The sequence below is a fragment of the Paenibacillus sp. FSL H3-0302 genome (genome assembly GCF_037982245.1).
Taxonomy (GTDB): domain Bacteria; phylum Bacillota; class Bacilli; order Paenibacillales; family Paenibacillaceae; genus Paenibacillus_AQ; species Paenibacillus_AQ odorifer.
Genome location: NZ_CP150284.1, coordinates 4,661,218 through 4,685,316, shown reverse-complemented (window position 1 = coordinate 4,685,316; position 24,099 = coordinate 4,661,218). Strand labels below are relative to the sequence as shown.

General features: G+C 44.7%; 28 protein-coding genes. 25 read left to right on the top strand and 3 right to left on the bottom strand.

Annotated features, from left to right (window positions below; all coding sequences use genetic code 11):
• Positions 1-33: 33 nt before the first annotated feature.
• The 7 genes from trpD to MHH50_RS20790 are packed head-to-tail and all read left to right on the top strand — an operon-like array spanning position 34 to position 6,880.
• The gene (trpD, locus tag MHH50_RS20820; protein ID WP_175617300.1) at positions 34-1,074 is read left to right on the top strand and encodes an anthranilate phosphoribosyltransferase; all 1,041 of its coding nucleotides are present in this window, start codon (positions 34-36) and stop codon (positions 1,072-1,074) included.
• Positions 1,064-1,894, top strand: a complete 831-nt coding sequence (gene trpC / locus MHH50_RS20815; protein WP_036676246.1) for an indole-3-glycerol phosphate synthase TrpC — start codon at positions 1,064-1,066, stop codon at positions 1,892-1,894. Before trpD ends, trpC begins: the two co-directional genes overlap by 11 nt.
• Positions 1,887-2,564, top strand: coding sequence for a phosphoribosylanthranilate isomerase (locus MHH50_RS20810; RefSeq protein ID WP_340034629.1), 678 nt, complete (start codon positions 1,887-1,889; stop codon positions 2,562-2,564). The genes trpC and MHH50_RS20810 overlap by 8 nt, the downstream gene beginning before the upstream one ends.
• On the top strand, positions 2,561-3,760 hold the full coding sequence (gene trpB, locus MHH50_RS20805; RefSeq protein ID WP_076127515.1) for a tryptophan synthase subunit beta: 1,200 nt from the start codon (positions 2,561-2,563) through the stop codon (positions 3,758-3,760). The genes MHH50_RS20810 and trpB overlap by 4 nt, the downstream gene beginning before the upstream one ends.
• Complete coding sequence (trpA, locus tag MHH50_RS20800) at positions 3,757-4,581, top strand: tryptophan synthase subunit alpha (RefSeq protein ID WP_340033344.1); 825 nt, start codon at positions 3,757-3,759, stop codon at positions 4,579-4,581. Before trpB ends, trpA begins: the two co-directional genes overlap by 4 nt.
• Positions 4,582-4,641: 60 nt before the next feature.
• Complete coding sequence (hisC, locus tag MHH50_RS20795) at positions 4,642-5,739, top strand: histidinol-phosphate transaminase (RefSeq protein ID WP_076127634.1); 1,098 nt, start codon at positions 4,642-4,644, stop codon at positions 5,737-5,739.
• A gap of 46 nt (positions 5,740-5,785) precedes the next feature.
• Entirely contained in the window at positions 5,786-6,880 is a 1,095-nt protein-coding gene (locus MHH50_RS20790) for a prephenate dehydrogenase (RefSeq protein ID WP_036676253.1), read from the top strand.
• Positions 6,881-7,396: 516 nt separating this feature from the next.
• On the opposite strand, the gene MHH50_RS20785 is transcribed toward MHH50_RS20790, so the two are convergent.
• Both MHH50_RS20785 and MHH50_RS20780 read right to left on the bottom strand, forming a co-directional pair.
• Positions 7,397-8,701 carry an MFS transporter gene (locus MHH50_RS20785; RefSeq protein ID WP_340033343.1) on the bottom strand — a complete coding sequence of 435 codons (1,305 nt, stop codon included), beginning with the start codon at positions 8,699-8,701 and terminating at the stop codon, positions 7,397-7,399.
• A 217-nt stretch (positions 8,702-8,918) separates the two neighbouring features.
• Positions 8,919-9,485, bottom strand: coding sequence for an XRE family transcriptional regulator (locus MHH50_RS20780; protein WP_038572428.1), 567 nt, complete (start codon positions 9,483-9,485; stop codon positions 8,919-8,921).
• Between the two features lie 193 nt (positions 9,486-9,678).
• Between MHH50_RS20780 and MHH50_RS20775 the strand changes: the two genes are divergently transcribed.
• The 12 genes from MHH50_RS20775 (at position 9,679) to MHH50_RS20720 (ending at position 18,733) form a co-directional block, all read left to right on the top strand.
• Positions 9,679-9,855, top strand: a complete 177-nt coding sequence (locus tag MHH50_RS20775) for a hypothetical protein (protein WP_175618937.1) — start codon at positions 9,679-9,681, stop codon at positions 9,853-9,855.
• Positions 9,856-10,409: 554 nt separating this feature from the next.
• Positions 10,410-10,997 (top strand): sigma-70 family RNA polymerase sigma factor, encoded by a 588-nt coding sequence (locus MHH50_RS20770; RefSeq protein ID WP_036676255.1) that lies wholly within the window; start codon positions 10,410-10,412, stop codon positions 10,995-10,997.
• 152 nt (positions 10,998-11,149) lie between these two features.
• Positions 11,150-11,596: a hypothetical protein gene (locus tag MHH50_RS20765; RefSeq protein ID WP_051490909.1), complete on the top strand. Its 447-nt coding sequence runs from the start codon at positions 11,150-11,152 to the stop codon at positions 11,594-11,596.
• A 178-nt stretch (positions 11,597-11,774) separates the two neighbouring features.
• Entirely contained in the window at positions 11,775-12,362 is a 588-nt protein-coding gene (locus tag MHH50_RS20760) for a histidine phosphatase family protein (protein WP_076127520.1), read from the top strand.
• Positions 12,363-12,451: 89 nt separating this feature from the next.
• Entirely contained in the window at positions 12,452-13,537 is a 1,086-nt protein-coding gene (locus MHH50_RS20755) for a hypothetical protein (RefSeq protein ID WP_076101463.1), read from the top strand.
• Positions 13,538-13,782: 245 nt separating this feature from the next.
• Positions 13,783-13,962 carry an IDEAL domain-containing protein gene (locus tag MHH50_RS20750; RefSeq protein WP_036676261.1) on the top strand — a complete coding sequence of 60 codons (180 nt, stop codon included), beginning with the start codon at positions 13,783-13,785 and terminating at the stop codon, positions 13,960-13,962.
• Between the two features lie 184 nt (positions 13,963-14,146).
• On the top strand, positions 14,147-14,566 hold the full coding sequence (locus tag MHH50_RS20745; protein WP_076192197.1) for a DUF2487 family protein: 420 nt from the start codon (positions 14,147-14,149) through the stop codon (positions 14,564-14,566).
• A gap of 239 nt (positions 14,567-14,805) precedes the next feature.
• On the top strand, positions 14,806-15,360 hold the full coding sequence (locus tag MHH50_RS20740) for a ubiquinol-cytochrome c reductase iron-sulfur subunit (protein ID WP_076127525.1): 555 nt from the start codon (positions 14,806-14,808) through the stop codon (positions 15,358-15,360).
• A 5-nt stretch (positions 15,361-15,365) separates the two neighbouring features.
• Entirely contained in the window at positions 15,366-16,037 is a 672-nt protein-coding gene (locus tag MHH50_RS20735) for a cytochrome b6 (protein WP_036676266.1), read from the top strand.
• A gap of 26 nt (positions 16,038-16,063) precedes the next feature.
• Positions 16,064-16,936 carry a menaquinol-cytochrome c reductase cytochrome b/c subunit gene (locus tag MHH50_RS20730; RefSeq protein WP_076134674.1) on the top strand — a complete coding sequence of 291 codons (873 nt, stop codon included), beginning with the start codon at positions 16,064-16,066 and terminating at the stop codon, positions 16,934-16,936.
• 91 nt (positions 16,937-17,027) lie between these two features.
• Positions 17,028-17,675, top strand: a complete 648-nt coding sequence (locus MHH50_RS20725; RefSeq protein WP_076306194.1) for a DUF1405 domain-containing protein — start codon at positions 17,028-17,030, stop codon at positions 17,673-17,675.
• 155 nt (positions 17,676-17,830) lie between these two features.
• Positions 17,831-18,733 carry a sporulation protein YpjB gene (locus MHH50_RS20720; RefSeq protein WP_076310295.1) on the top strand — a complete coding sequence of 301 codons (903 nt, stop codon included), beginning with the start codon at positions 17,831-17,833 and terminating at the stop codon, positions 18,731-18,733.
• Between the two features lie 60 nt (positions 18,734-18,793).
• Here the strand turns inward: MHH50_RS20720 and MHH50_RS20715 are convergent, their stop codons facing one another.
• Positions 18,794-19,663, bottom strand: coding sequence for a YitT family protein (locus MHH50_RS20715; RefSeq protein WP_076127532.1), 870 nt, complete (start codon positions 19,661-19,663; stop codon positions 18,794-18,796).
• 166 nt (positions 19,664-19,829) lie between these two features.
• Here MHH50_RS20715 and MHH50_RS20710 point away from each other — a divergent pair, with 166 nt between their 5' ends.
• The 6 genes from MHH50_RS20710 to bshA all read left to right on the top strand — a co-directional run bounded on the left by MHH50_RS20710 (position 19,830) and on the right by bshA (position 24,097).
• Positions 19,830-20,159, top strand: coding sequence for a nucleotide pyrophosphohydrolase (locus MHH50_RS20710; protein ID WP_036676271.1), 330 nt, complete (start codon positions 19,830-19,832; stop codon positions 20,157-20,159).
• 59 nt (positions 20,160-20,218) lie between these two features.
• A complete protein-coding gene (locus tag MHH50_RS20705; RefSeq protein WP_036676272.1) occupies positions 20,219-20,740 on the top strand; it encodes a tetratricopeptide repeat protein in 522 nt (173 codons plus the stop codon).
• Between the two features lie 34 nt (positions 20,741-20,774).
• Positions 20,775-21,578, top strand: a complete 804-nt coding sequence (dapB, locus tag MHH50_RS20700) for a 4-hydroxy-tetrahydrodipicolinate reductase (RefSeq protein WP_036676273.1) — start codon at positions 20,775-20,777, stop codon at positions 21,576-21,578.
• Between the two features lie 15 nt (positions 21,579-21,593).
• Positions 21,594-22,016, top strand: a complete 423-nt coding sequence (mgsA, locus tag MHH50_RS20695; protein WP_036676275.1) for a methylglyoxal synthase — start codon at positions 21,594-21,596, stop codon at positions 22,014-22,016.
• Positions 22,013-22,705, top strand: coding sequence for a bacillithiol biosynthesis deacetylase BshB1 (bshB1, locus tag MHH50_RS20690; RefSeq protein ID WP_076127533.1), 693 nt, complete (start codon positions 22,013-22,015; stop codon positions 22,703-22,705). Before mgsA ends, bshB1 begins: the two co-directional genes overlap by 4 nt.
• A 231-nt stretch (positions 22,706-22,936) precedes the next feature.
• Positions 22,937-24,097 carry an N-acetyl-alpha-D-glucosaminyl L-malate synthase BshA gene (gene bshA / locus MHH50_RS20685; protein ID WP_036676278.1) on the top strand — a complete coding sequence of 387 codons (1,161 nt, stop codon included), beginning with the start codon at positions 22,937-22,939 and terminating at the stop codon, positions 24,095-24,097.
• Positions 24,098-24,099: the final 2 nt, after the last annotated feature.

The window sequence follows — 24,099 nt, the reverse complement described above, 5'->3', positions numbered from 1 at the left end:
AAAGATTACATTAAGGCTGGGAGGATGAACATTATGGATGCAACAAAATTGATACAATCAGGAATTGCTGGACTAATCGAAGGCAAAAGTCTGACACGTGTAGAAGCACGGGATATAATGGGTGCAATCATGCTGGGAGAGGCTTCACAGGCGCAAATCGGATCACTGCTAACCGCTTTACGGATTAAGGGAGAGACCGTGGAGGAGATTACGGGGTTTGCGGAAGCCATGAGAGGTTTCGGCACACCTGTCCTTACTGAAAAAGCGCGTCTGCTAGATACATGTGGTACGGGCGGTTCCGGCATCCATAAGTTTAATATTTCTACCGCCTCAGCGATTATTTCATCAGCGGCTTCGGTACGAGTTGCCAAACATGGCAACCGCTCAGCTTCCGGTAGAGCAGGAAGTGCAGATGTACTTGAAGCTTTGGGCGTCAACATTCATCTGAATGCGGATCAGGCCCGGGAATGCTTGGATCGAATCGGCATTTGTTTTTTATTCGCACAAATCTATCATCCTTCGATGCGGCATGCGGCAGCACCGCGTAAAGAGCTTGGAGTGCGGACGATTTTTAATATGCTTGGTCCGCTTACGAATCCCGCTGGTGCTGACCGTCAGCTGCTGGGGATTTATGATCGGAATAAGACAGAGACGGTGGCTAATGTACTGAAGGAGCTGGGGTCCAAGCGTGCGATGGTTGTTAGCAGCTTGGATGGTCTGGATGAAATCAGCATCTCGGCCCCTACATTAGTGTCTGAGCTAAAAGAGGGCATCGTAACCACGTATGAGGTAACGCCAGAGGCATTAGGTCTTAACAGACATCCATTGGAAGCTGTGCTGGGTGGAGATGCAGCTGAAAATGCGGCGATTATTACCTCGGTCCTTCAAGGGCAGATGAATCCTTATCGCGATATCGTTCTTGCTAACGCCGGAGCCTGTATATATGTTGCTGGTCTGGCAGATACCATGGCCGGAGGCGTAGAGAGAGCAAAAGATGTAGTGGATTCAGGCAAGGCACTATCCAAGCTTAATCAGCTTGTAGCTATGACGGAGGAACTTAATTATGTATCTTGATAAAATTGTCGCGACTAAGATTAAAGAGGTTGAACTGCTCAGTAAAAACTTTTCGCTGGCACAAGCAGAGCGTGATATTGCGCTTCTTCCGGCAACAAGAGGCTTTCGTAAGGCTCTGACCCAAGGGAAGAACAGAGATATGGGCTTGATCGCTGAGGTGAAGAAGGCTTCTCCTTCCAAAGGGTTGATCCGTGAGGATTTTGATCCTGTTTCCATTGCAAAAGGGTATGAAGCTGGAGGTGCAGATTGCTTATCTGTTCTGACGGACACAGAATATTTCCAGGGCAGCGCAGCTTATCTGCAGCAAGTGAAAGAAGCTGTAAATCTGCCGCTGCTTCGCAAAGATTTTATTATCGATGAGAAGCAGATCTACGAAGCACGTCTTCTCGGAGCGGATGCCGTGTTGTTAATCGTCGCTATTTTGACACCGGCACAACTATCTCATTTTATAGATATAGCTTCAGGGCTTGGATTGGATATCTTGATTGAGGTGCATGACCGAAATGAACTGGCGGTTGTACTGAGCACAGAAAAGATAACCCAACCTAACGTCCTGCTAGGAATTAATAACCGTAATCTACGTACCTTTGAGACCTCTTTGGAGACAACAGCCGAGCTGGCAGCTCTTGTGCCGCAAGGTGTTCCAGTGATCAGCGAAAGTGGAATTTCCGGGTCAAAAGACATCGGCTACTTAAGAACTACTGGTGCTCACGGAGTGCTCGTTGGGGAGTATCTAATGCGTCAAGCTAACGTAGAGGATGCGGTTAACGGTTTGCTCGGTGAGCTTCCTAATGGAAAGGACCGTGTCCGGCATGGCTGAGACATTAGTAAAAATCTGTGGACTTCAGGACGTTGAAGTGCTAAAATCTATGTTACACTTACCACTAGATTATATCGGATTTGTTTTTGCACCTAGCCGCCGGAAGGTATCCATAGAGCGTGCTGCCGAACTGATTGCAGAGCTTCCAAATTGGAAGACTGGTGAAATTCCTAAGGCTGCCGGGGTTTTTGTTAATCCGGAGCTGGATGAGTTGAACGAATTGCTGTCTGTGGTGCATTTAGATGTAATTCAGCTTCATGGACAGGAGAGTCCAGCTTTTTGCCAGCAGGTTCGCCGAGCTTATCCACAGGTTCAGGTATGGAAGGCACTGTCCGTTGCGGATCAAGAGCGGGATAAAGCTGAAAATGAATATAGCTTGGAAGATTACGCAGCTGCAGTAGATGCGGTTTTATTAGATACTTATGATCCATTGCAGAGTGGCGGCTCCGGCCGAACGTTCGCTTGGAATGAATTACCTACTTACCAAGAAATTGCAGTACAACATGACTTGCCCTTGTTTGTGGCTGGAGGGCTTCATACAGATAATGTTGGTGAATTGCTTGATACCTATGCCCCGTATGGGGTAGACGTGTCGAGTGGAGTAGAGACTGACGGCATTAAGGATATTCAAAAAATGACAGCTTTTGTGGAAAGGGTGAAGCAATCATGATACAAGTACCGGACCAGCATGGACGTTTCGGTTCATTCGGAGGCCGCTTCGTGCCCGAGACTTTGATGAATGCATTGATTGAGTTGGAGGAGGCCTACCGTAAGTTTTCGGCAGATCCAGCTTTTCAGGAAGAAATAGATTATCTATTAAAGCAGTATTCCGGACGGGAGACCCCGCTGTATTATGCGGAACGGCTGAGCAAACATCTGGGAGAAGCTAAAATATATCTGAAGCGTGAAGATTTGAATCATACAGGTGCCCATAAGATTAACAATGCGATTGGTCAAGGGATTTTGGCCAAAATGATGGGAAAAACGAAGGTAATCGCTGAGACGGGTGCGGGTCAACATGGTGTAGCCACAGCTACAGTTGCAGCTTTGCTAGGTATGGAATGTAAGGTGTTTATGGGGGAAGAGGATACACGTCGCCAGGCCCTTAACGTATTCCGGATGAAGCTGCTTGGTGCAGAAGTGATTCCCGTTACTTCCGGATCGCGTACTTTAAAAGATGCCGGCAACGAAGCGCTTCGCTACTGGGTTAGCAATGTAGATGATACCTTCTATATATTGGGTTCAGCTGTAGGACCGCATCCTTATCCGATGATGGTTCGTAACTTTCAGCGGGTTATTGGGGATGAAACACGGCGCCAGATTCTGGAGGCTGAAGGAAGGCTGCCGGATGTGCTCGTAGCTGCTGTAGGCGGTGGCAGTAATGCCATCGGTATGTTCTATCCATTTGTTGAGGATGAAAATGTCGGTATGATTGGTGTAGAGGCGGCTGGTAAAGGCATTGATACCCCTTTTCATGCGGCAACAATGAGTAAAGGAACTCATGGCGTATTTCAGGGATCGATGAGTTATCTCCTGCAGGATGAGCATGGACAAGTAACAGAAGCACATTCCATCTCCGCAGGCCTGGATTATCCTGGTGTGGGTCCTGAACACTCCTATCTAAAAGATATCGAACGCGCAAAATATGTCCCGATTACAGATGCAGAGGCGCTAGATGCACTGAAGCTGCTATGCGTAACGGAAGGCATTATTCCAGCGTTAGAATCGGCGCATGCGATAGCACATGTTGTAAAAATGGGTCCAACCCTTACTAAGGATGATATTGTTGTCATCTGCCTGTCAGGCCGGGGAGACAAAGACGTAGAATCCATTATGGCGTATACAGAAGGGAAGGGAACTGAATGACAACCCAAACTACAAACCGGATGGATTTGGTATTCCGGAAGCTTAAGGCTGAGAACCGGACCGCATTGATTCCTTTTCTGACTGTTGGAGATCCGGATTTGGAGACTACTCTTGCCATCATCACTGAACTGGAGACAGCGGGGGCAGATATTCTGGAGCTAGGAGTACCATACTCTGATCCGCTTGCAGACGGCCCTGTAATTCAGCGAGCATCTGCCCGGGCACTGCGGGGTGAAGTTCACCTGCGCACTTGCATGGAGACCGCGTTAAAGGCTCGTGAAGCCGGCAGCGGTTTGCCATTTATCTTGTTTTCTTATTACAATCCTATTCTGCAAATGGGTCTAGATACGTTTTTTGCTGATCTGAACAAGCATGAAATTAGCGGACTTATTATCCCGGATCTTCCCGTTGAGGAATCAGCGGAGATGCGGCGCCGTAGTGATGAAGTTGGAGTCAACCTCATTCCTTTAGTTGCACCAACCTCAAGCGAACGTATTGCAAAGATTGTATCCGGTGCGAGCGGGTTTATCTATTGTGTATCTTCATTAGGGGTGACTGGAGAAAGATCCTCTTTCCATGCGGATGTAGAAGCCTTTATTGATTCCGTTCGTCAAGCTACGGATCTGCCAGTGGCTGTAGGATTTGGGATCTCTACTGGCGAACAGGTTGCCCGTTTTGCTCAGATTTGCGATGGTGTTGTAGTAGGGAGTGCCATTGTCCGCAAAATAGAAGAGGTAATTCCGTTGCTCGATCATCCTGCTACGCGGAATGAGGGACTGTTGCAAATTCGAGAATTTGTGGCACAATTAAAAAGACCATAACAGTGTCATTCTGACCTGTGTATAGTGGAGTAATCAACTATGGAGAGCGAGGACTATTGTATGAATCCAAAACCGAATATAGTTAATCTCCCTGTCTACAAACCAGGGAAACCTATAGACGAAGTCAAGAAGGAGCTTGGCTTAAGTGAGGTTATTAAGCTTGCATCCAATGAAAACCCGTATGGAGCTTCACCGAGTGCAAAAGAAGCAATTCTAGCAGAACTTGAGAATCTTTATCTTTATCCGGACGGCTCAGCCGTTGAATTGACTTCAGCACTTTCCAGCCGTCTTGGCGTGAATAACGACAATATTATTTTTGGCTGTGGCTCAGATGAGATTATTGCACTTATTGCTCGTGCCTTTTTCTTACCGGGTGATGAGACAATCATGGCGGACCAAACCTTCTCCGTGTATAAGAGTAACGCAGACATCGAAAGTGCGGTATCTATTGAGGTGCCACTTGTAAAAGGTACACATGATCTGGATGGGATGCTGGCCCGTATAACGGACCGCACTAAGGTTATCTGGATCTGTAATCCGAATAACCCAACAGGTACGATTGTTCCAGAGGAAGCTTTGGTTTCTTTCCTGGATGCTGTGCCTTCCAATGTAATGGTTGTCCTTGATGAGGCATATTGTGAGTATGTAACAGATCTTTCATACTCCAATGGCATCCAGTTACTGACTCGTTACAAGAATCTGGTTGTGCTCCGCACATTCTCCAAAATTTATGGCTTAGCTGCATTGCGTATTGGATACGGTGTTGCGAGTCCTGAGATCATTTCGTTGATCAACAAGGTACGTGAGCCTTTTAATACCTCACGGCTTGCTCAAGCTGCAGCTCTTGCTGCTTTGAATGATCAAGATTACGTACAGGAATGTCGTCGTCTTAATAGCGCGGGTATTGTCCAATTGCAAGGTGAATTCAAACGTCTGGGCCTAGAATCCTTCCCGGCACACGGGAACTTCATCATGGTAGATGTTCGAAAGCCTGCTACAGAGGTCTTTGATGCTTTGATGCGTAAAGGAATCATCGTAAGAGCGGGTCATCAGGTTTATCCGACTTATATTCGGGTTACTGTGGGCTCGGCTGAGCAGAACACGGCTTTTATCACCGCGCTGGAACAAACTCTTATAGAGAGTGGAGTACGCGCCTAGTAATAACAGCAAGTCAAGACTAAAGAAGGCAGGTAGTTCAAAGAACATGACGACAAAAATAGCAATATTCGGTGTCGGTCTAATCGGAGGCTCACTGGCCCTTTGCTTTAAAGGCAAGGAGGGCCTGACCGTCGTTGGCCATGCCCACCGTCCTGAATCCGCGAGTAAGTATATTAGCAGAGGTGTGGTCGATAGTGCCACATTGTCTGTGGAGGAAGCGGCAATCGATGCCGATTTCATTTTTTTATGTGTGCCGGTGGGTATGCTAGAGGATTATTTGCAGCAGTTAAGCAAATTGCCGCTCAAGCCCGGCTGCATCATTACAGATGTTGGAAGTACGAAAGCTAGTATTGCCGCATGCGCGGTCTCTTTGGATATTCCTGGAGTACATTTTATCGGCGGTCACCCTATGGCTGGATCAGAGCGTTCAGGTGTTGAGGCAGCTTCATCGCTGTTGTTTGAGAATGCCTATTACGTATTAACACCTCCACCGGGAGTGCCAGACGAGGCTTATCATGCGTTGGAGTCCTTACTCCACCTTACTAGAGCGCAGATTGTACGCCTTAATCCAGAACGTCATGATGAGATTGTAGGCGCCATTAGTCATTTGCCACATATTATTGCCGTTGCGCTGGTAAATCAGATTAAAGCTTATGATGATACTGACTCCTTGTATAGTACGTTAGCTGCAGGGGGCTTTCGGGATATTACACGGATTGCGTCCAGTGATCCAATTATTTGGCGTGATATCTTGTTAAACAATCGTTCAGTGATGCTTCGTTTGTTGAAGGATTGGAACGAGGAAGTTTCTTCTTTTGTTCGTTTGCTGGAAAGTGAAGATGGTGTAGGGATTGAAGAGGCATTTCATGAAGCCAATGGCTTCCGTAGTCAGTTGCCTGAACGGCGTAAAGGTATGATAGCACCTTTATTTGACCTACATATTGATGTACCGGATCATCCGGGGATTATCGGTCGTATTGCTACAGAGCTGGGGGATCAAGGAATTAACCTTAGCAACGTACAAATTATCGAAAGCCGTGAAGATGTTCCGGGGATTATGCGTCTCTCTTTCCGTCAGGAGAACGATATGGAGCGGGCGAAGATCCTGTTGCAGCATCATGATTATACGGTATACGTGTAGTATTAAGGTTCGCTCGGGTTCATTTTCAAATCATAAAAAACAGTAAAATAGCGATTCTCATGTGAATAGAGAATCGCTATTTTTTTGTTTTTTGGGTTATTGGTTGCTTACTTCAACGTGCCTTCGTTAGTATCGTCATCGGCATCGGTACCACCATAAGTACCACCATAAGTACCACCATAAGTACCACCATAAGTACCACCATAAGTACCACCATAAGTACCACCATAAGTACCACCTAGTGCTTACGGACCCTAATGACGTTATTTGCTCGTTTTTTGCCTTTGAAGCAGTCTTTCGGACTCCACAGACGCTATTTCACATAAAGAGGCTTATATTGGGTGTTTTTCGTGCCAATAGCTGTTATGCGGTCCGTTAGCATCCCAAATGCGGATTAATGCTGCATTTAAGGTCAACTGTGTCCGATAGCGACTTCGTACAAGCTAAATGTTTATTGGATCAACGAAGAAAAGAAAGGAGTGCCGCAAAATGCTTCCGGATTTATACCCGCGGACTCTAATTTAGGTTTGGTTTGTTGCAACTGTTCCCAAACTCGCTTTCTTCATTCTGATCAGTATTTCTTCCATGAAATTCTCTGGTACTTGAGTTTATTTCGTCGTAACTATTTCGACTACCTACAAAACGATTTCTTGCTGCTCCTAGACCGACAATAAAGAGTAAGACCGAAGCTCCAAGCAGTATGAAAAGTGGCACGTTCCAACTATTTGTCGTGTCATGCAAATATCCTATAAGGGCAGGACCAATTGCGGCAAGCAGATATCCGATCGATTGCGCCATACCAGACAGTTCCGCTGCTTGATGCGCATTTTTAGTACGTAAACCGAAAAACATCATGGACAAGCTAAAGGCGCAGCCTCCACCAATTCCGAGTATGATGATCCACAACAGAATGATATTGGAGCTTCCGTAAAGCAGTCCGAGCGTTCCCGTCAAAAGTAAAATGGTTGTGATGAACACTAACGAACGTTGATTTGACATTCGCCCTGCAATAACGGGGACAATAAAGGTAAATGGAAGCAGCGCTAACTGCATTATTGAGAGGTACCATCCGGATTGGCTTGAGTCAATGCCTTGCTGTTTTAAAATTTCAGGCAACCATGCGATTAGCACATAGAAAATCATGGACTGCATCCCCATAAACAAGGTTACTTGCCAGGCAAGAGGGGAACGCCAAACATTCACATCATTGTCGGCCATCTGTTGACTCGTCGAGGCTGTTTGCTTCGTATGCTTCCTTAATTGAGGCAACCAGCAGAGGATCGATACAAAGCTTAGGATCCCCCAAATTCCCAATGCACCCTGCCATTTTAAACCTGCGTTTGCAGCTAGCGGTACACTGATTCCCGAGGCGATCGCTCCAGATAAACTCATTGAAATTGCAAATACACCAGTCATGGCACCGATTTTATTAGGGAAATCACGTTTGATTAAACTTGGCATTAATACATTACAAACGGCAATTGCAAATCCAAGAATTGCAGTTCCAATATACAGATTTGCAGCCCCAGATAAAGAACGTATTACAATACCAACAGTCAAAAAGATCAGAGCAAACAAAATTAAAAGTTCTACTCCATACCTACGTCCTAATTTTGGTACTAGAGGCGATAATAAAGCAAAGGTAAGTAAAGGTACCGTTGTGATCAAGCCTGCTAAAGTATTGGAAATATGAACGTCACCCCTAATGAGACCCACTAATGGACCGACCGAGGTTAAGGGAGCACGTAAATTTGCGGCAATAATAATGATGCCGAGTAGTAGCAGCCCTAAAGATGATGGTACGATTTTTTTATTCGGCATTCTTCATTTTCCCTCCCAGAATTAATGCGTACTAATATCCGCGCGGACAATGAAAGTATAGTATAATATACTAAATTTAACAATAAGTATTTTAAAGTTTACTTTATTGAGATAGTTCTATAACTTGAAATGCTTATATTAGATAAAAAAATACAACTCAGAGTTTCCATTTAGAATGGAATACTGAGTTGCATGTAATAGGTGAAATTTACGACTTTTAGAAACCATATTTTAAGGAGATATGGAGCACTGTTTCGCTATTCGTATGATTGGTATAAGAGTGAGGGCGATCTGCACGAAAACTGATCGTATCATATTGATTCAATGTGTACATTTCTCCATCGACTCGTATTTCAATGGAACCAGTCATTACTGTCGCAATTTCAGTTGTATTCACATGATGACCTTCAGGGTGATACGAACTATTTGGCTGTAAGTAAGCCCGACACATTTCAATATCGTTGCTTACATTTTTAAAGACGGGTTCTATGATCCAATTCTTTTGATCATTAGAAAACCGAAGACCTTCGCCTGCTCGATACAAACTAACAGGGTCTTCAGATTTGAACAAAGCTAATAGGGGCAAAGATATGCCTTTTGAAATTTTCCATATTATCGCCAAAGTTGGATTTGTCTCGCCACGTTCGATATTCCCCAGAGTAAGTTTACTTACGCCCGTTAATTCCGCTAAGTCGTCTAAGCTCATGTTTTTTTCTTTTCTGTACTTTTTCAAGGCACCGCCGATTTGTAGTACCAGTTGTTTTGATTCATCGATTTCATCCATTTCAAATTCACCTCAACAAATAACTTTATAGCTAGTATATTGTTTATCCTGACTCTTTTCCATACGATTAGGATTAGAGGGTGGATTACACACGCAGCTATGCAAATGACGTCTATGTAACGAACCTGCCCGTAGGCTTATCACCTTTCCCGGTTTAATCCTTTATTTTTGCAAAAGGAGGGATCCCAATGGGGTGAGCGCAGAGGAGTCTATATTTGTAGGTGATCATCCAATGAATGACGTACAAGCGAGCCGTAACGCAGGGCTGCAAGCCATTGGGAAACGTAATGAGCAGATATCTCTTCAAATGGACGTAGACGGGGTAATAGATGATTGTGGGGATTTGTGGAAGCTAATTCGCTCGCTATAGTAAAAATAATCTAATATAGATCATCTAAAAAAATGGTAGAGCGCTTTCAGGACAAAAAAAGACCGCTTACAAAGTAAGCGGCTACAGTTCACAATAAATTGGAACCGTTAAGTATTGGATAGGAGTGGAGAGAAACCATACTGTACTTTTATTATATGTATACGTTTACATTTTGTCAACAGTTTTTAAAAATTGATAAATGTGTTATTTTTAAAGCCGGATTCTAAGTCAGAAATCCAATGTCGGGTCTTGCTGGCGAGTCGACCTATCTAAAGTCTATTAATGTCATCCTATGAGAATATGTGGTACAATAGAGCAGGTATGTTTCTAGATTCGTTTCTATATTTATGTAAAATTAGAAGTATGCCTTATTTCTTTTTGTCTTCTTCATATACATCATGCCTTAATTATCGGGTAGTTGAATATACATAGGTGTATTTCATAAAAAAACTAAAAATTTGCAGTAACACCGCAACTTTTAAAGCCCAAACCGGTATAATAAGTACGGACCGGATGGGAAAAGACGTGCAAGGGCGAGGAGGGCCAATCTCACCATGACGGATTCCCAGTTGATCCAGCAAATCAAACAAGGAAACACGGAATTATATTCAGAATTAATGCGTCGTTATCAACGTAAAATACTAGCATTTGTATATCATATGCTTAGAAATTCACATATGGAGCTTATCGCAGAGGACCTTTGTTCGGAGACCTTCTACAAGGCATTTCGTAGCTTGCATTCCTTTCGAGAGGTAGATGCTTCATTCTCAACATGGCTGTACACTATCGCCCGCAACACTGTTCTAAGTGAGCTTCGCAAGAACCGTGCCGGTAATGTATCTCTGGAAGAGAGTGGATATACACCAGTAGCACCGTTTGAAGTTGCACCTGAGCAGGCTGCATTGCGCAATGAACGGATGAATTTGGTCCGTGAGGCGATAAATAATCTTCCCGAAAAACAACGCTCTGCACTTATCCTACGTGAATATGATCAAATGGACTATCAAGAAATCGCAGAAATTTTAGATCAGAGTGTAAGCTCAGTGAAATCATTATTGTTTCGTGCCAGGAGTAGTGTGAAGCTTCAACTCGAATCCTATTTCAATGAGCCTGAAGTTGAAGAGCAGGTTGAGAGGGTGTAAGGCGAATGAATTGCAGGGAAGCGCAAGAATGTATTCCGCTCTTGTGGGACGCTCCCCCCACACATCCTAGGCGGATTTTACTTGAAAGACATATTGAAACTTGTCCTTACTGCGCTGCAGAATGGGCTCTATGGCAAGAGAGCAGCCTGCTTATGCAAGATTTGAGGGAAGAGATCAGTGAAGAGCGTGCTGAAGCCATAAATGTTAAGGTCATGGAGCGGATTTATTTAGAGAGTCCATGGTTGATGCCCGGTGACGGGAAATCTGCTGGGACCTCTGCTATTGTTCGCCATCGGCTTAGCTTATGGATCGCATGCTTTCTGGCAATATTTCTGTCCAGCGTTCTTTATTTTACGATGTTCAGAACTCCAGGTGATGCAGTTGTTGCTCAGAGTGGAATTGTGGAGACAGGTGTCGCTGGATCCTCGATGGAATGGCAATCAACGTATCCAATTTTGGGCTCTGAAGGTGGGATCATTGAACCCCTTGTAGTAAGTATGGGACCCACTCATCCTCAATACTGGATGATGTTATCAATGTTAGGTGTAGGCTTTGCAGTATTTTCATTAACTAGGCTGAATCGTTATCGCCGATCATAGAGGGTTATTAGACGTATGTCTTTGCTTCCGTTGTTTATAATATTCAGAACATTGAATGAGTCCCTTTACTTAATGTAATGAGGGGCTTTTTGCATTGTAAAACTCATAAAAAGAAGACTTTTTATTTCATCCATGTTACATTAAGAGACAAATACTTTGCTGAAAAGGGGGAGGCAACATGCTAATCGGCTTGATACGCCATGGATTGACGGACTGGAACGCGATAGGGAAAATACAGGGACAAAGTGATATTCCACTTAATGATGAAGGACGGATGCAAGCTGCAATGCTTGCTGACCGCTTATTACAGGAACCGTACAGCTGGGACTGCTGCGTTACTAGTAATCTTTCCCGCGCTGCTGAGACCGGTAAGATTATTGCTGACAAGTTAGGGATTCCGCTATTAGAACCTGATCAGCGTATCCGGGAACGTGCTTATGGGCAGGTAGAAGGGCTTACTGCCGCAGAACGTGAAGAGAAGTGGGGGAAGGAATGGAGCCAGCTCTCCCTCGGTCAAGAAACCGACGAACAGCTTCAGGCTCGGGCTCTTGCTTTTATGGAAGATATTTCTGCCCTGCATCCCAATCGGAATATACTCGTCATATCGCATGGAGGATTTCTTGCTCAGCTGTATACTGCTCTTTACAAGGATAAGTATTCTGAACGAATTGGCAATCTATCCTTGACGATTCTGGAGAAGAAAGAGCGGGAATGGAACCCTATTTTATATAATTGTACTCGCCATATCCTGCAAAATCAGCATTAACCCGGGCTTCGGGTTATTTTTTTTGCAATAAAGGGAATAAAATAGGCAGTATTCCCCATAATGGTAGTAAAACGGTGAGGCGATAAAACATGAATCTGGCGGATATGCTTACTTATGCAGATATTGGACAGCTGACCGCCATAGCGGGCCGCTACCGGTGTGAATGCAAACAGAATTCCAAACACGACTTGATCCAAAGTATTTTGATTATGCTTGGAAGCAGAAGTTTTATGGAGTCTCATATCCGGGAATGCGCTCCGGAGGATTTACGGTTTTTGAATACATTGCTTTTTGATGAACGCACCTACTTTAGTCTTGAGGATTTGTTGGCTGTGGCAAGGCAAGCGTCTTTTGATGCACCTGAAGGAAAAACTGGAGGTTTCCGGGAGATGGTCTCTCGCTTCAAGAGTGGAGGCTGGCTCTTTAGTGGTTCCTCACAGCAGACCAGATATTTGTACCAGGTACCCAAAGATTTAAAAGAGCGTTTTCGGGAGACGATGAGTGCGCATATCAAAGAGAGCATCGCAACTAGCCCTGAACCTGTTATGTATCGCAGTGAAGGAGAATTAATGATCAGTGATCTGGTAATGCTGCTGAGATATATTAAGGACAATGAGCCAGAACTGAATCAGGAAGGGGCAATGTATAGGCGTTATCAGCAAGGTGTGATGAACGCGCTTCATATTCCGGAGGAGCTTCTTAGCAAAGGCGGTTGGAGGTTTGGTTATGGGAGAGCTTGTGAGCATTATCCTCCAAGATTTGCGCTTTTGTATGACTATATTCGTCACCGCCGCTGGATCTCTGAGGAAGGCTTCCGGCTAAGGCTTACTGCGACCGGTGAGGCTGTGTTAAACGATGGAAAATGTGATTCGTTGATGCAGATATTCTCTTTTTGGTTAAGACTATATAAAGGGGCTGTGCCAAATCTACCTTCACTTGTGTATTGGATAAGTATCAGCGCCGGCAATTGGGTGACAGTACCTTCTTTAGTGGATGGTGTGGGGTGGCTAATTAAACCGTTTTATTATGACAGTGCTGCTTCTATTCTAGAGCAACGTATAATACGGATGATGGTGCACCTAGGCATGCTTAAACTGGGCGAGACTTCTGGTGGACTCGCTGTGATGATGACACCATGGGGGATAGAGACAGCCGTGCCTAAATATCTTCGGTAGAGGTGCGCGTGCGAATGCTTATGGGGATTACATATGCAGAAGTAGGAATCCGTTATTGTTGCTGATGGGTACAATAGAGGAAGTGTTGAGCGGAATGGGCGAATATGTAGAACGAAGACAGGATTGATGAATATGCTTTAGTAGGTGCCGATTCTCTTGAAACCGAAAACATAATCATCTTGATGAATATCAAAATATCAAATAACAAGAAAAAAAGGATCTCTTAAACAGCGGAGGTGTATCGAATGGACAAAATGAAGGCTACGTATGAAGTGATGCTAGGACTTGCGGCAGAAATGGTGTGGGATGAAGCGCTGCGAAAGCGTCGCTCCGACATCTTGCACCGTGAGATTGACACGGCGCTGGCTACCGGAGATGAGATGGCTTTCCGAAATCTTACTGAGGAACTTAAAAGTTTGGCATAAAGAAATGCGCTAAGCGCATTTCTTTTTTTGCTTATAATCTACTCAATTTGCTTAATCGGACGAAAATAAAAAATCTAAATCTGGACGTTCCTCCTCCTCCTTCAATATAATGGGTTCTATAACTTCAGGAAGATCTGCGAAAGACCGGAAAAATTAACAATTATACATAGGGAGATGAATGGGAATGAAATTCAGCGATTTTGAAGTGGACACTTGGGAAGAGAATCGAAAATTCTATGATACATGTCTCATACCTTTTACAGGATTAAGTGGACTGGAGAGTCCTCCTGAGACCGTTCAGGCACTCGAAAGATTACGTAATTTCATGGATATGGTGGAAATACCGTTCAAGGGGCGGATCGTGACTTACCCAGCCATTCAGTACGCTGGAGAGGGCTATGTGAATTTAATTAATGAGATTTGCCAAAAAGTCAAATCCAGTGGTTTCCAGCATGTAGTGGTGTTGACAGCGGATGTACCTCTCCAAGAAGGCCAAATCTATGAAAGCGATTTAGTTCTCTCTCTGCCTATCATTGAGGCTTCTCATGAAGGGAAGAATGACAGTGAAATTAGGATGAAAATTCAAGACATGTGGCGGAGATGAACTCCTTATAAATGTGACAGAAAATCAACAATTATAGGTTGAAATCGCTTTTTAGCCTGTCACAAATTAGACAATATTCTTGACGGGTTTTGGAGCCTAAGCTATTATTAGGTTGAATCCAAATGGTATGTGATGTATTTCATTGAAAAGATTTGAAAACGGATTATTTATATTGAGACATCTCTGATCGGACACCACAGATACTTTCTTATATCTTGAGAAGGGGGTTATATAACAGTATGAGCAGCCATAATGAACAACAGGAGACATGGCCTGAACAACCACCCAGCCGTAAAGAGATGTCGCGCAGGCAATTTTTGACCTACACGCTTGGTGGCGCCACTGCTTTTATGGGGGCGGGTACAATTCTCCCCATGGTCCGTTTTGTCGTGGATCCGATATTACATAAGAAGGGTGCTGGAGATTTTATCAAGGTTGCTGAGATAAGCAAAATCACCGAAGAGCCCCAGGAATTTACTTTTGAATTGAAACAGAAGGACGGATGGTACGACAGTACAGCGACACTCACTGCGTGGATCCGGAAAGACGCGAAGGGTGATATTTATGCGCTTTCACCGATCTGTAAACATTTGGGATGTACGGTCGGGTGGAACAACGATAAAGCTCATCCGGACGAATATCACTGCCCATGCCATGGTGCACGTTATACAAAGCTTGGCAAAAATCTCGAAGTTGCTCCTAAGCCGCTTGACCAGTATAAAACGAAATTCGATAACGGGTGGGTGCTTTTGGGAGACATTGTGCCAAATACAGTAGCTCGTGAGGAGGCGTAGTTCTGATGTTTAAAAATGTCTATAACTGGATTGACGAACGTCTGGATGTTACGCCGATTTGGAGAGACGTGGCCGATCACGAGGTTCCTGAGCATGTTAATCCGGCCCATCATTTCTCTGCGTTCGTGTATTGCTTTGGCGGACTGACCTTTTTTATCACTGTCATTCAGATTTTATCAGGTATGTTCTTAACGATGTATTATGTTCCGGACATTATTAATGCTTATGCTAGTGTTGAGTATTTGCAGACAAGTGTTGCATTTGGACAGATTGTCCGCGGGATGCATCACTGGGGCGCAAGTCTAGTAATTGTTATGATGTTCCTTCATACAATGCGCGTCTTCTTTACAGGCTCTTACAAAGCGCCGCGCGAGATGAACTGGGTAGTTGGAATGCTGATTTTCTTCGTAATGTTGGGACTTGGTTTAACAGGTTACTTGTTGCCTTGGGATAATAAAGCTTATTTCGCAACAAAGGTAACTCTTGAAATAGCCAATTCTGTTCCAGTGATGGGGCCGGTGCTGAAGGAACTGATGCAAGGTGGAACGATTGTTGGTGCCGAAACCTTAACTCGTTTTTTCGCACTACATGTATTCTTCCTCCCAGCGGTGCTTCTTAGTCTGCTCGTAGGACACTTTATTATGATCCGCAGACAAGGGATTTCCGGACCGTTGTAAGTTAATCTGAGAGAGGAGGAATACGGATGGCGCATGGAAACAATTCTAAGGAAAAGGTTGTATATGTCGGTGATTCCAGAGTTCGCAGAGGGAACGGATTTATCACACCTCCGGACTACACGGCTTACCCCGGCAAATCGGAAGCCTTTATCCCTAACTTTCTACTGAAGGAATGGATGGTCGGAGTCGTTGTACTTGTAGGAATATTAGTCCTTACTATTTCAGAGCCAGCTCCGCTAGGTTTTCCAGCAAATGCTAGTGCTACGGTTATCCCGATTCCTGACTGGTATTTCTTGTTCCTCTATCAGTATTTGAAGCTCCCATATGCTTCAGGCGATTATATCGTTCTGGGTACACTAGGAGTTACTGGTGTGGCTTTTGGTTCACTTCTGTTGGCTCCTTTTCTGGATACGGGTAGAGAGCGTCGCTTTTACCGTAGACCGATTGCTTCATCTTTAATGTTCTTGTCACTTGCAGCGATTGTTTATTTGACCAATACAGCCTGGACTGAATACAAACATGAAATGGCTGAAACGGGTCAGATTCCTGAAGATGTTCAACGGGAAGAAAAGGCGGCGGAGAACAGGGCTAAGGGTCTTCCAACCTCCAGTGCCGTTAAGCCAAAAGAAGTAGCGATTGTGGACAAGGATGATCCTGCTATGGGACTCTTCAAGCAAGCCACTTGTATCTCCTGTCACGCAGCAGATTTGAAAGGGGCGGGCGGTCCTTCACTTCGTGGAGTTGGAGACACCCATGACAAAGAAGCAATCCTTACTATTATAAAAGAGGGTCAAGGGCAGATGCCAAAAATGTACGATACCGCTTTGGGAGCAGGTCTATCAGAAGCGGATATTGATACCTTGGCCGGCTGGCTTGCCAAACAAAAAAGCGAACAGTAAAATAATGATAACGCAACCTGATCGTGCATGCGGTCAGGTTTTTGTATGTCTAAATGCGAAGTGCCATTACTTGGGGAGGTTAATAATCTGTATGCCAGTTTATTGGTTTAACAAACTGTTTAAGAACCGGGGAATTATCTGGTTGTTATTTATCGTAAATTTCCTGGGTACAATTTATGGTTACATATGGTATGGCAATCAACTGGAGTTCACTGCGGCTAATTATCCACACTGGCTGCTTCCATTTGTTCCGGATAGTCCAACCGCAAGTTTGTTTTTTACCTTGGCTCTGTTGCTGATGCTCTTCCCTCCAAAAAGCTACACAGGAAACAATGTAAGGGAACTTATTGAGGCTTTGGCGGTCGTTACGTCAGTGAAGTACGGGATATGGGCAGTGAGTATTATTTTTGCCGGGGGTTATCACGGTGATGTTTTGGTTTGGAAAGATTGGATGCTGGTAATCTCCCATACGGGGATGGCAGTTGAAGCATTGATTTATGCGAGGTTTTTTTCTTTCCGCAAAATGATTCCATTAGCCCTGCTTTGGACACTCGCCAACGATATGCTGGATTATTCTTACGGAATCTATCCGTGGTTACCTTCTGTTTTGAACGATTATGTTATACAGGTACAGTACTTTACAATGGCGCTTACGCTGCTTAGTGTTGCAGCTGCTTGGTTGTTTAGTAGAAGACAAAGACCGGTAGAGTCAATCTATCAGTTCAAGAATAGACGTTAGTAAGCAGTTCTATCCCTTGTCCCCCTGCCATACATTTAGAATTATAAGAAGTATAAGTTTTATACTATGCTTTATCCTTATAATTTTACGAGAAACGAATATCGTCTTTAAAAGACGACAACGTCATTTCTTCTTAAGTAGGAGGGGGATGTCTCATGCTCCGCGGGAGATATTATGTAGTGGTTGTTCTAGTATTCTGCTGGCTGCTGTCCAGTATGGATGTTGTAAAGGCTTCAGCAGCGCTAGGGGATGCTGGTGAAGGGTCTGGCAAAGCTTCGAAGCAAAGCGCCAACGTTAGTTCGGGCAACGGTTTGGCAGTAATGAGCGGAAAGACCGGAGCGCAGCAGCTGGAACAAGCTGCTGAGGCATTGTATGGGTATGTTTTGGAAGGGGATGTAATGAAGGTCCGACAGGAGACCGAAGCGATCTCCAAGATCTTTGTGTCCTCATCCTTTGAAGGAATGACCTCTGTGGAGGGTATTAATGCATTGTCAGGGGTCATTATGGACCTGAAGGCTACCGTGGCAGGCGCGAAAATAAATCCACAGCAATGGGAAGCGGCAGCCGCCAAGCTACGTCTAGCTGCCAACAGTCTTAATCATCCGCGCCAGCCTATTTGGCTTCAGTACTACAAGCTGATTCGCGAGGATTTAAATGCGATGGAGCAAAGTGCGGTTGCAAATGATTTGGCGGGCTGGAAAACAGCTCTGGAAAGACTGCAGGGCAGGTATGATAACATCCGGCCGGCAGTGATTGTCTCCCGCCAGCCTGAAGTTGTGAATGCTTTTGATTCCTGGCTCTCATATGCGGCCGGCATTCCTTCGTCCTCACAAAAGGTTGAACGTGCCCGCCTGCTTGAAATTGTATCTTATGGTCAGGATGCGGTAAGAGTAATGTTCGGAAAAGAGAAGGATGAACCTGCTTTGTCCTTGCCGCTGGCATCGCAAGAATTTGGGATTTGGGGAGGGTTAGCCGCAAGCTTCATTATAGCTGCGTTAGCCTATGTAGCCTATCGCAAGTACCGTGGTCAGAATCAGCATTGGAAGCCGATTCCGTAGGGTGAAATTATAAACAGTAAAAAGGAGTGTGGGCTTGAAATGGCCTACACTCCCTTTTATTTAGGTTTCTCGAAAGCCTTCTCCATGTACGTCGTGTACATCGCTAATAATTACGAAGGCGCGTGGATCAACGGATTTGACCAGCAGACTTAGCCGGCGGATTTCTTGCCTTGAGACTACACAGTACACCATATATTTGGCTTGCTTGGAATAAGCACCAATGGCAGGAATGAGGGTTACACCACGGTCCATTTCGGCTGTAATCAGATCGGCAATTTGTGGTGCTTCATCACTGATAATTGTAAATGCCTTGGCAGCATAGGCGCCTTCTTGGATAAAATCTATCACTCGTGATGAGATAAAAACTGCGACGAGTGTGTAAAGTATTTTTTCTTTAGGAATGTAGAGGATGGAAGAGCCAATAATAATAATGTCGATGGCCAAAATAATCTGCCCCATGCTCCAGCCAAAATTCCGTCCCAGAATTCTTGCGACAATATCAACACCACCTGTTGTACCCCCAAATCGGAATACAAGCCCAAGCCCCGTTCCAAGCGTTACTCCTGCGTACAGTGCCGCAAGAATAAAGTCGTGTTCGGTACTGAAGGGGATAATCCATCCCGCAGTAATCATTCGTTCGAAAACCCACAGGAAAAAGGTCAAGGCCCCAATCCCTACACCTGTATACACAATTTGCCGCCCGCCTAGAACTTTCCAGCCCAGCAGAAACAAAGGAAGATTGATCAGCAGTGTGGATAAAAAGATGGGAATACTAAAGGCATAATTAAGGAGAAGTGTGATCCCGGTTACGCCGCCTTCCATCAACTGATTAGGAATGATGAAATACAGTAGCCCGAAGGCATATACTGCGGCTCCGAGCAAGATGGGAGCGACTGTCTTGCTGATTGTAATTACCTTTTTTGAATTCATGAAATCCCTCGTTAGGCCTTTTGTAGGCAGTTTTTCTTTTCCTATAATAAGTATACCTTTTCTTGCGTGTGTTAAAATATTCAAAAAAGATTGTCTTCAAAACGTCTTTACGATAACATAGGGGCAAACAGAAGGCAAGATATACAGAGGGGAGAAGTTACATTTTATGGACAAAAGTCTTGGTGACATACAGCGTGAAGTAGACGCTTATATATCGCAGTTTAAGGAAGGGTACTTCAGTCCACTCTCTATGCTGGCCCGCATGTCCGAGGAAGTCGGAGAACTGGCTAGAGAAGTCAATCACGAGTTCGGCGAGAAGCCTAAAAAGTCTGATGAAGCTGAGAATTCCATTGAACTTGAACTGGGAGATATTCTGTTTATTACCGTTTGTTTTGCGAATTCTCTCGGGATAGACCTGACGGAAGCGCATAATAAGGTAATGCATAAATTTAATACCCGTGATGCGGGACGTTGGACACCGAAAGACACCGATTAGGCCTCTATAACATATGCTGTACCAAACCAACGGGATTTAGCCGTGAGGATGGTGTGTATATGGATCATAAGGATTATGTAAGAGAGGCCTACCGCTCGATATTGCGCAGTGACTTTGCCGAAGCTATTGTTTGCTTCGAGTCTGCAATTGCAGCAAGCCCTGCTGATGCCGAGGTTAGATATCGTTGTTCCATAACGTATGCCCGCAGTGGTATGCTAGATAAAGCTTTAGTTCATGCTCAGGCTGCTGTAAAGCTGGACACCAGCAAACCTGAGTATAGTCTGCATCTGCAGCATTTGCAGGCTATGATGCATGTACAAGAAGCCAAACGGTTGATAGAAGATGAAGACAACAAAACTCGCAACCCTTATCATCCGATTACACTGCTCAAAGAGGCTATTACCCTTGATCCATTATATGGGGATGCTTATGTATGGCTTGCTATCGCGCATAGCCGAGTGAATGAACATTTACAAGCTATGACTGCCTTAAAAGAAGTGATTTCGTTACATCCGGATGATTCTGGCTTGCGGGAATTGATGAGAGACCTTCAGAAATCCATACAATCGTATATGCAATAACTATATAACTAGTGAGAGCGAGGATGGAAAAAATATGAATAACAAGATCAGGGTCGTTGTATCCGGCGCAGGCGGAAGAATGGGTAAAGAGGTTGTTAAACTTGTATTGCAGGACGAAGAGCTGGAGTTAGCAGCAGCAGTAGATCGTTCTTCGGGCGATATTGATGCAGGGCGTCTGGTAGGTCTGGAAGACTCAGGCGTTATTGTAACTTCTGATCTTGAGGCCGCCCTCGCGGGAAGCAACGGAGATGTCCTTGTGGATTTCACTACACCGCAGTCAGCGTATACGAATACAGCGCTAGCTATTAAGTACGGAGTGCGTCCGGTTATCGGTACAACCGGATTCACGCCGGAGCAGATGGTGGAACTGGACAAGCAGTGTCAAGAACAGGGGATCGGCGGACTTATTGCTCCGAATTTCTCCATTGGAGCTATTCTTTTGATGAAATTTGCGGCACAAGCTTCAAAGTACTTCCCGCATCTGGAAATTATAGAGTATCATGGTGACCAGAAACTGGATGCTCCATCTGGAACTGCGGTCAAAACCGCAGAGATGATTTCGGAAGTTCGTGAGGAACTTCGTCAAGGTAATCCTAAAGAGGAAGAAACCATTGAAGGTGCCCGTGGTGGTTACTATAACGGATTCCGGATACATAGTGTCCGTCTTCCTGGTGTGTTTGCTCAAGAAGAAGTGATTTTTGGTGGATTCGGACAATCCTTAAAGATTCGCCATGATTCTTATGAGCGTGCAGGATATATGCCAGGCGTTAAGATGGGTATTGAAAAGGTAATGGGATATACAGGCTTGATCTATGGATTCGAGCACTTTATAGAATAGACAGGAGAGAACACCATGTTAAAGATCGCATTTATTGCACACGATCGTAAAAAAGATGAAATTGTAAATTTTGTATTAGCTTATGAACATGTATTTGAAGGTCATGAACTTTTTTCTACAGGCACTACTGGCCAACGGATTATGGATGTAACTAACTTAAAAATTCATCGTTACATGTCTGGTCCATTAGGTGGAGATCAGCAAATCGGTGCAATGGTAGCACAGGATGAACTGGATCTTATTATTTTCATGCGGGATCCATTAATGGCGCAGCCACATGAACCTGATATTTCAGCTCTGCTTCGTTTGTGTGACGTATACGGGATACCGGTAGCTACGAATATTGCCACAGCGGAGGTTCTTGTGAAGGCGATTGATCGTGGTGATTTTGCTTGGCGTGCACTGGTTCACAAATACAAACCAGGTGTTGATGAATGAAGCTGGACATTCTTGTATTTGGTGCGCATGCAGATGATGCGGAGATTGGTATGGCAGGAACCATTGCAAAACATACCGCTGCGGGACTTAAGGTGGGACTTTGCGATTTAACAGCCGCGGAAATGTCATCGAACGGTACAGTAGAACTTCGCAAGCAAGAAGCGCAGCAAGCTGCAGACCTTCTCGGAGCATCCGTGCGGACAAACCTGGGTCTGCCAGATAGAGGGCTTTTTATTACAGCAGAGCATGTGGCGGCTGTGACTGCTGAAATTCGCCGCTTTTCTCCTACGATAGTTTTTGCTCCTTATTGGGAGGATCGTCATCCCGATCATATCGCCTGTAGCAAGCTGGTGGAAGAGGCTGTTTTTAATGCCAAGCTACGTAAATATATGCCGGACAAGCCGGCAATTCCTGCTCCTCAGCTGTACTTCTATTTTATCAATGATTTAGGACGTACCGATCTTATTGTTGATGTTACTGAACAATATGGCTTGAAGGAGCAGGCATTGTCCTGCTATCGCTCCCAGTTCACCAAACCTCCGGGTGCGGATACTGTATCCACACCGTTAACGGAAGGCTACATTGAACGAGTCCGTTCGAGAGATATGCTGCTTGGCCAGCGCAGACTGATTCCTTATGCAGAAGGGTTTGCAACCAAGGTACCTCATACGGTGGAATTGTTTACTTAAGGAACGGATATAACGAAGTTTGTATGATAATATAATAAGCTGATTAAGATTGATCCAGGAGCGCTTGGAATTAATACGCCATTGCGCTCCTGAGAGCTTTTATTGAACAGCTTAGAGAAATGAAGTCCTGTGTGATTTTGAAAGAAACGGTGTTCGCTTTTTTGAAAGCGGCCGACAAACAATAGATGATTCATTACACGAATCAATACTGGAGAAGAAGGAGACAGGAAGATGGATCGTATGCTAAAAATAGGAATTACCTGTTATCCGTCTCTTGGCGGTTCAGGCGTAGTTGCGACTGAATTAGGTAAACTCTTGGCCGAGAAGGGTCATGAAGTTCATTTTATTACACATAGTATCCCGTTCCGGTTGGGAACGTTTCAGAAAAATATTTTTTACCATGAGGTAGAAGTAAACGATTATTATGTATTCCGCTATCCCCCGTACGATCTAGCGCTTGCTACGAAGATGGCTCAGGTTGCCAAAATGCAAAATCTGGACCTTCTCCATGTTCACTATGCAGTGCCACACGCAGTGTGTGCTTTCCTTGCAAAGCAAATGCTTGGGAACGATATGAAGGTTGTAACTACGTTGCATGGTACGGATATAACGGTGCTTGGTCAGGATGAATCGCTTAAAGATTTGATTCGTCTGGGGATTAATGAAAGTGATGCCGTTACGGCGGTCTCTCAGGATCTTATTAGAGAAACACGGGACGTACTCGATATTACCCGCGACATTGATCTCACTTATAACTTCGTGGATCATCGGGTCTATTATCCGCGTGATGTAACGGATCTGCGGGGAGATTTCGCAGCGCCTGATGAAAAGATTCTGATGCATATCAGTAATTTCCGTCCTGTAAAAAGAGTCAGCGATGTTGTTGACGTTTTTGCCAAAGTGAATCGTGAACTGCCTTCACGCCTGCTGCTTGTAGGTGAAGGTCCGGATCTTCCCAAAATTCAAGCCAAAATTAGCGAAATGGGTCTGGAAGATAAAGTTCGTTTTCTGGGAAGGCAGGATGAAATCGCTCAGGTGATCTCTTTAGCTGATCTGCTTCTGCTACCTTCCGAGAAGGAAAGCTTTGGTTTGGTTGCTCTGGAAGCAATGGCTTGCGGCGTACCGACGATTGGCTCGCAAACCGGAGGCATCCCTGAGCTTATAGAGCATGGAAAGACTGGATTCCTTGCCCCGATTGGCGATACAACGGCTATGGCTAAATATGCAGTTAAGCTCCTGTCGGATGAACGTATGGTGCAACAGTTCAGAGAAGCTTGTCTACAAACAGCCTGCAAAGATTTCTGTAAGGATTCGATAACGAAACAATATGAAGATATTTATTACCGGGTGCTGGGGCGCAAGGTACTTGGACTGGACCCGGTTCGGGGGTAAGG

What these genes read in the sequence shown, in the direction of transcription:
- MHH50_RS20705 (WP_036676272.1), top strand. Translation starts at nt 20,219, where the DNA reads ATGGATCATAAGGATTATGTAAGAGAGGCCTACCGCTCGATATTGCGC.
- MHH50_RS20725 (WP_076306194.1), top strand. Translation starts at nt 17,028, where the DNA reads ATGCCAGTTTATTGGTTTAACAAACTGTTTAAGAACCGGGGAATTATC.
- MHH50_RS20755 (WP_076101463.1), top strand. Translation starts at nt 12,452, where the DNA reads ATGAATCTGGCGGATATGCTTACTTATGCAGATATTGGACAGCTGACC.
- trpA (WP_340033344.1), top strand. Translation starts at nt 3,757, where the DNA reads ATGACAACCCAAACTACAAACCGGATGGATTTGGTATTCCGGAAGCTT.
- MHH50_RS20735 (WP_036676266.1), top strand. Translation starts at nt 15,366, where the DNA reads ATGTTTAAAAATGTCTATAACTGGATTGACGAACGTCTGGATGTTACG.
- MHH50_RS20760 (WP_076127520.1), top strand. Translation starts at nt 11,775, where the DNA reads ATGCTAATCGGCTTGATACGCCATGGATTGACGGACTGGAACGCGATA.
- MHH50_RS20730 (WP_076134674.1), top strand. Translation starts at nt 16,064, where the DNA reads ATGGCGCATGGAAACAATTCTAAGGAAAAGGTTGTATATGTCGGTGAT.
- MHH50_RS20765 (WP_051490909.1), top strand. Translation starts at nt 11,150, where the DNA reads ATGCAAGATTTGAGGGAAGAGATCAGTGAAGAGCGTGCTGAAGCCATA.
- trpB (WP_076127515.1), top strand. Translation starts at nt 2,561, where the DNA reads ATGATACAAGTACCGGACCAGCATGGACGTTTCGGTTCATTCGGAGGC.
- MHH50_RS20710 (WP_036676271.1), top strand. Translation starts at nt 19,830, where the DNA reads ATGGACAAAAGTCTTGGTGACATACAGCGTGAAGTAGACGCTTATATA.
- trpD (WP_175617300.1), top strand. Translation starts at nt 34, where the DNA reads ATGGATGCAACAAAATTGATACAATCAGGAATTGCTGGACTAATCGAA.
- trpC (WP_036676246.1), top strand. Translation starts at nt 1,064, where the DNA reads ATGTATCTTGATAAAATTGTCGCGACTAAGATTAAAGAGGTTGAACTG.
- MHH50_RS20780 (WP_038572428.1), bottom strand. Translation starts at nt 9,485, where the DNA reads ATGGATGAAATCGATGAATCAAAACAACTGGTACTACAAATCGGCGGT.
- MHH50_RS20810 (WP_340034629.1), top strand. Translation starts at nt 1,887, where the DNA reads ATGGCTGAGACATTAGTAAAAATCTGTGGACTTCAGGACGTTGAAGTG.
- MHH50_RS20790 (WP_036676253.1), top strand. Translation starts at nt 5,786, where the DNA reads ATGACGACAAAAATAGCAATATTCGGTGTCGGTCTAATCGGAGGCTCA.
- MHH50_RS20740 (WP_076127525.1), top strand. Translation starts at nt 14,806, where the DNA reads ATGAGCAGCCATAATGAACAACAGGAGACATGGCCTGAACAACCACCC.
- MHH50_RS20770 (WP_036676255.1), top strand. Translation starts at nt 10,410, where the DNA reads ATGACGGATTCCCAGTTGATCCAGCAAATCAAACAAGGAAACACGGAA.
- mgsA (WP_036676275.1), top strand. Translation starts at nt 21,594, where the DNA reads ATGTTAAAGATCGCATTTATTGCACACGATCGTAAAAAAGATGAAATT.
- MHH50_RS20745 (WP_076192197.1), top strand. Translation starts at nt 14,147, where the DNA reads ATGAAATTCAGCGATTTTGAAGTGGACACTTGGGAAGAGAATCGAAAA.
- bshA (WP_036676278.1), top strand. Translation starts at nt 22,937, where the DNA reads ATGGATCGTATGCTAAAAATAGGAATTACCTGTTATCCGTCTCTTGGC.
- MHH50_RS20750 (WP_036676261.1), top strand. Translation starts at nt 13,783, where the DNA reads ATGGACAAAATGAAGGCTACGTATGAAGTGATGCTAGGACTTGCGGCA.
- MHH50_RS20720 (WP_076310295.1), top strand. Translation starts at nt 17,831, where the DNA reads ATGCTCCGCGGGAGATATTATGTAGTGGTTGTTCTAGTATTCTGCTGG.
- MHH50_RS20715 (WP_076127532.1), bottom strand. Translation starts at nt 19,663, where the DNA reads ATGAATTCAAAAAAGGTAATTACAATCAGCAAGACAGTCGCTCCCATC.
- dapB (WP_036676273.1), top strand. Translation starts at nt 20,775, where the DNA reads ATGAATAACAAGATCAGGGTCGTTGTATCCGGCGCAGGCGGAAGAATG.
- bshB1 (WP_076127533.1), top strand. Translation starts at nt 22,013, where the DNA reads ATGAAGCTGGACATTCTTGTATTTGGTGCGCATGCAGATGATGCGGAG.
- MHH50_RS20785 (WP_340033343.1), bottom strand. Translation starts at nt 8,701, where the DNA reads ATGCCGAATAAAAAAATCGTACCATCATCTTTAGGGCTGCTACTACTC.
- hisC (WP_076127634.1), top strand. Translation starts at nt 4,642, where the DNA reads ATGAATCCAAAACCGAATATAGTTAATCTCCCTGTCTACAAACCAGGG.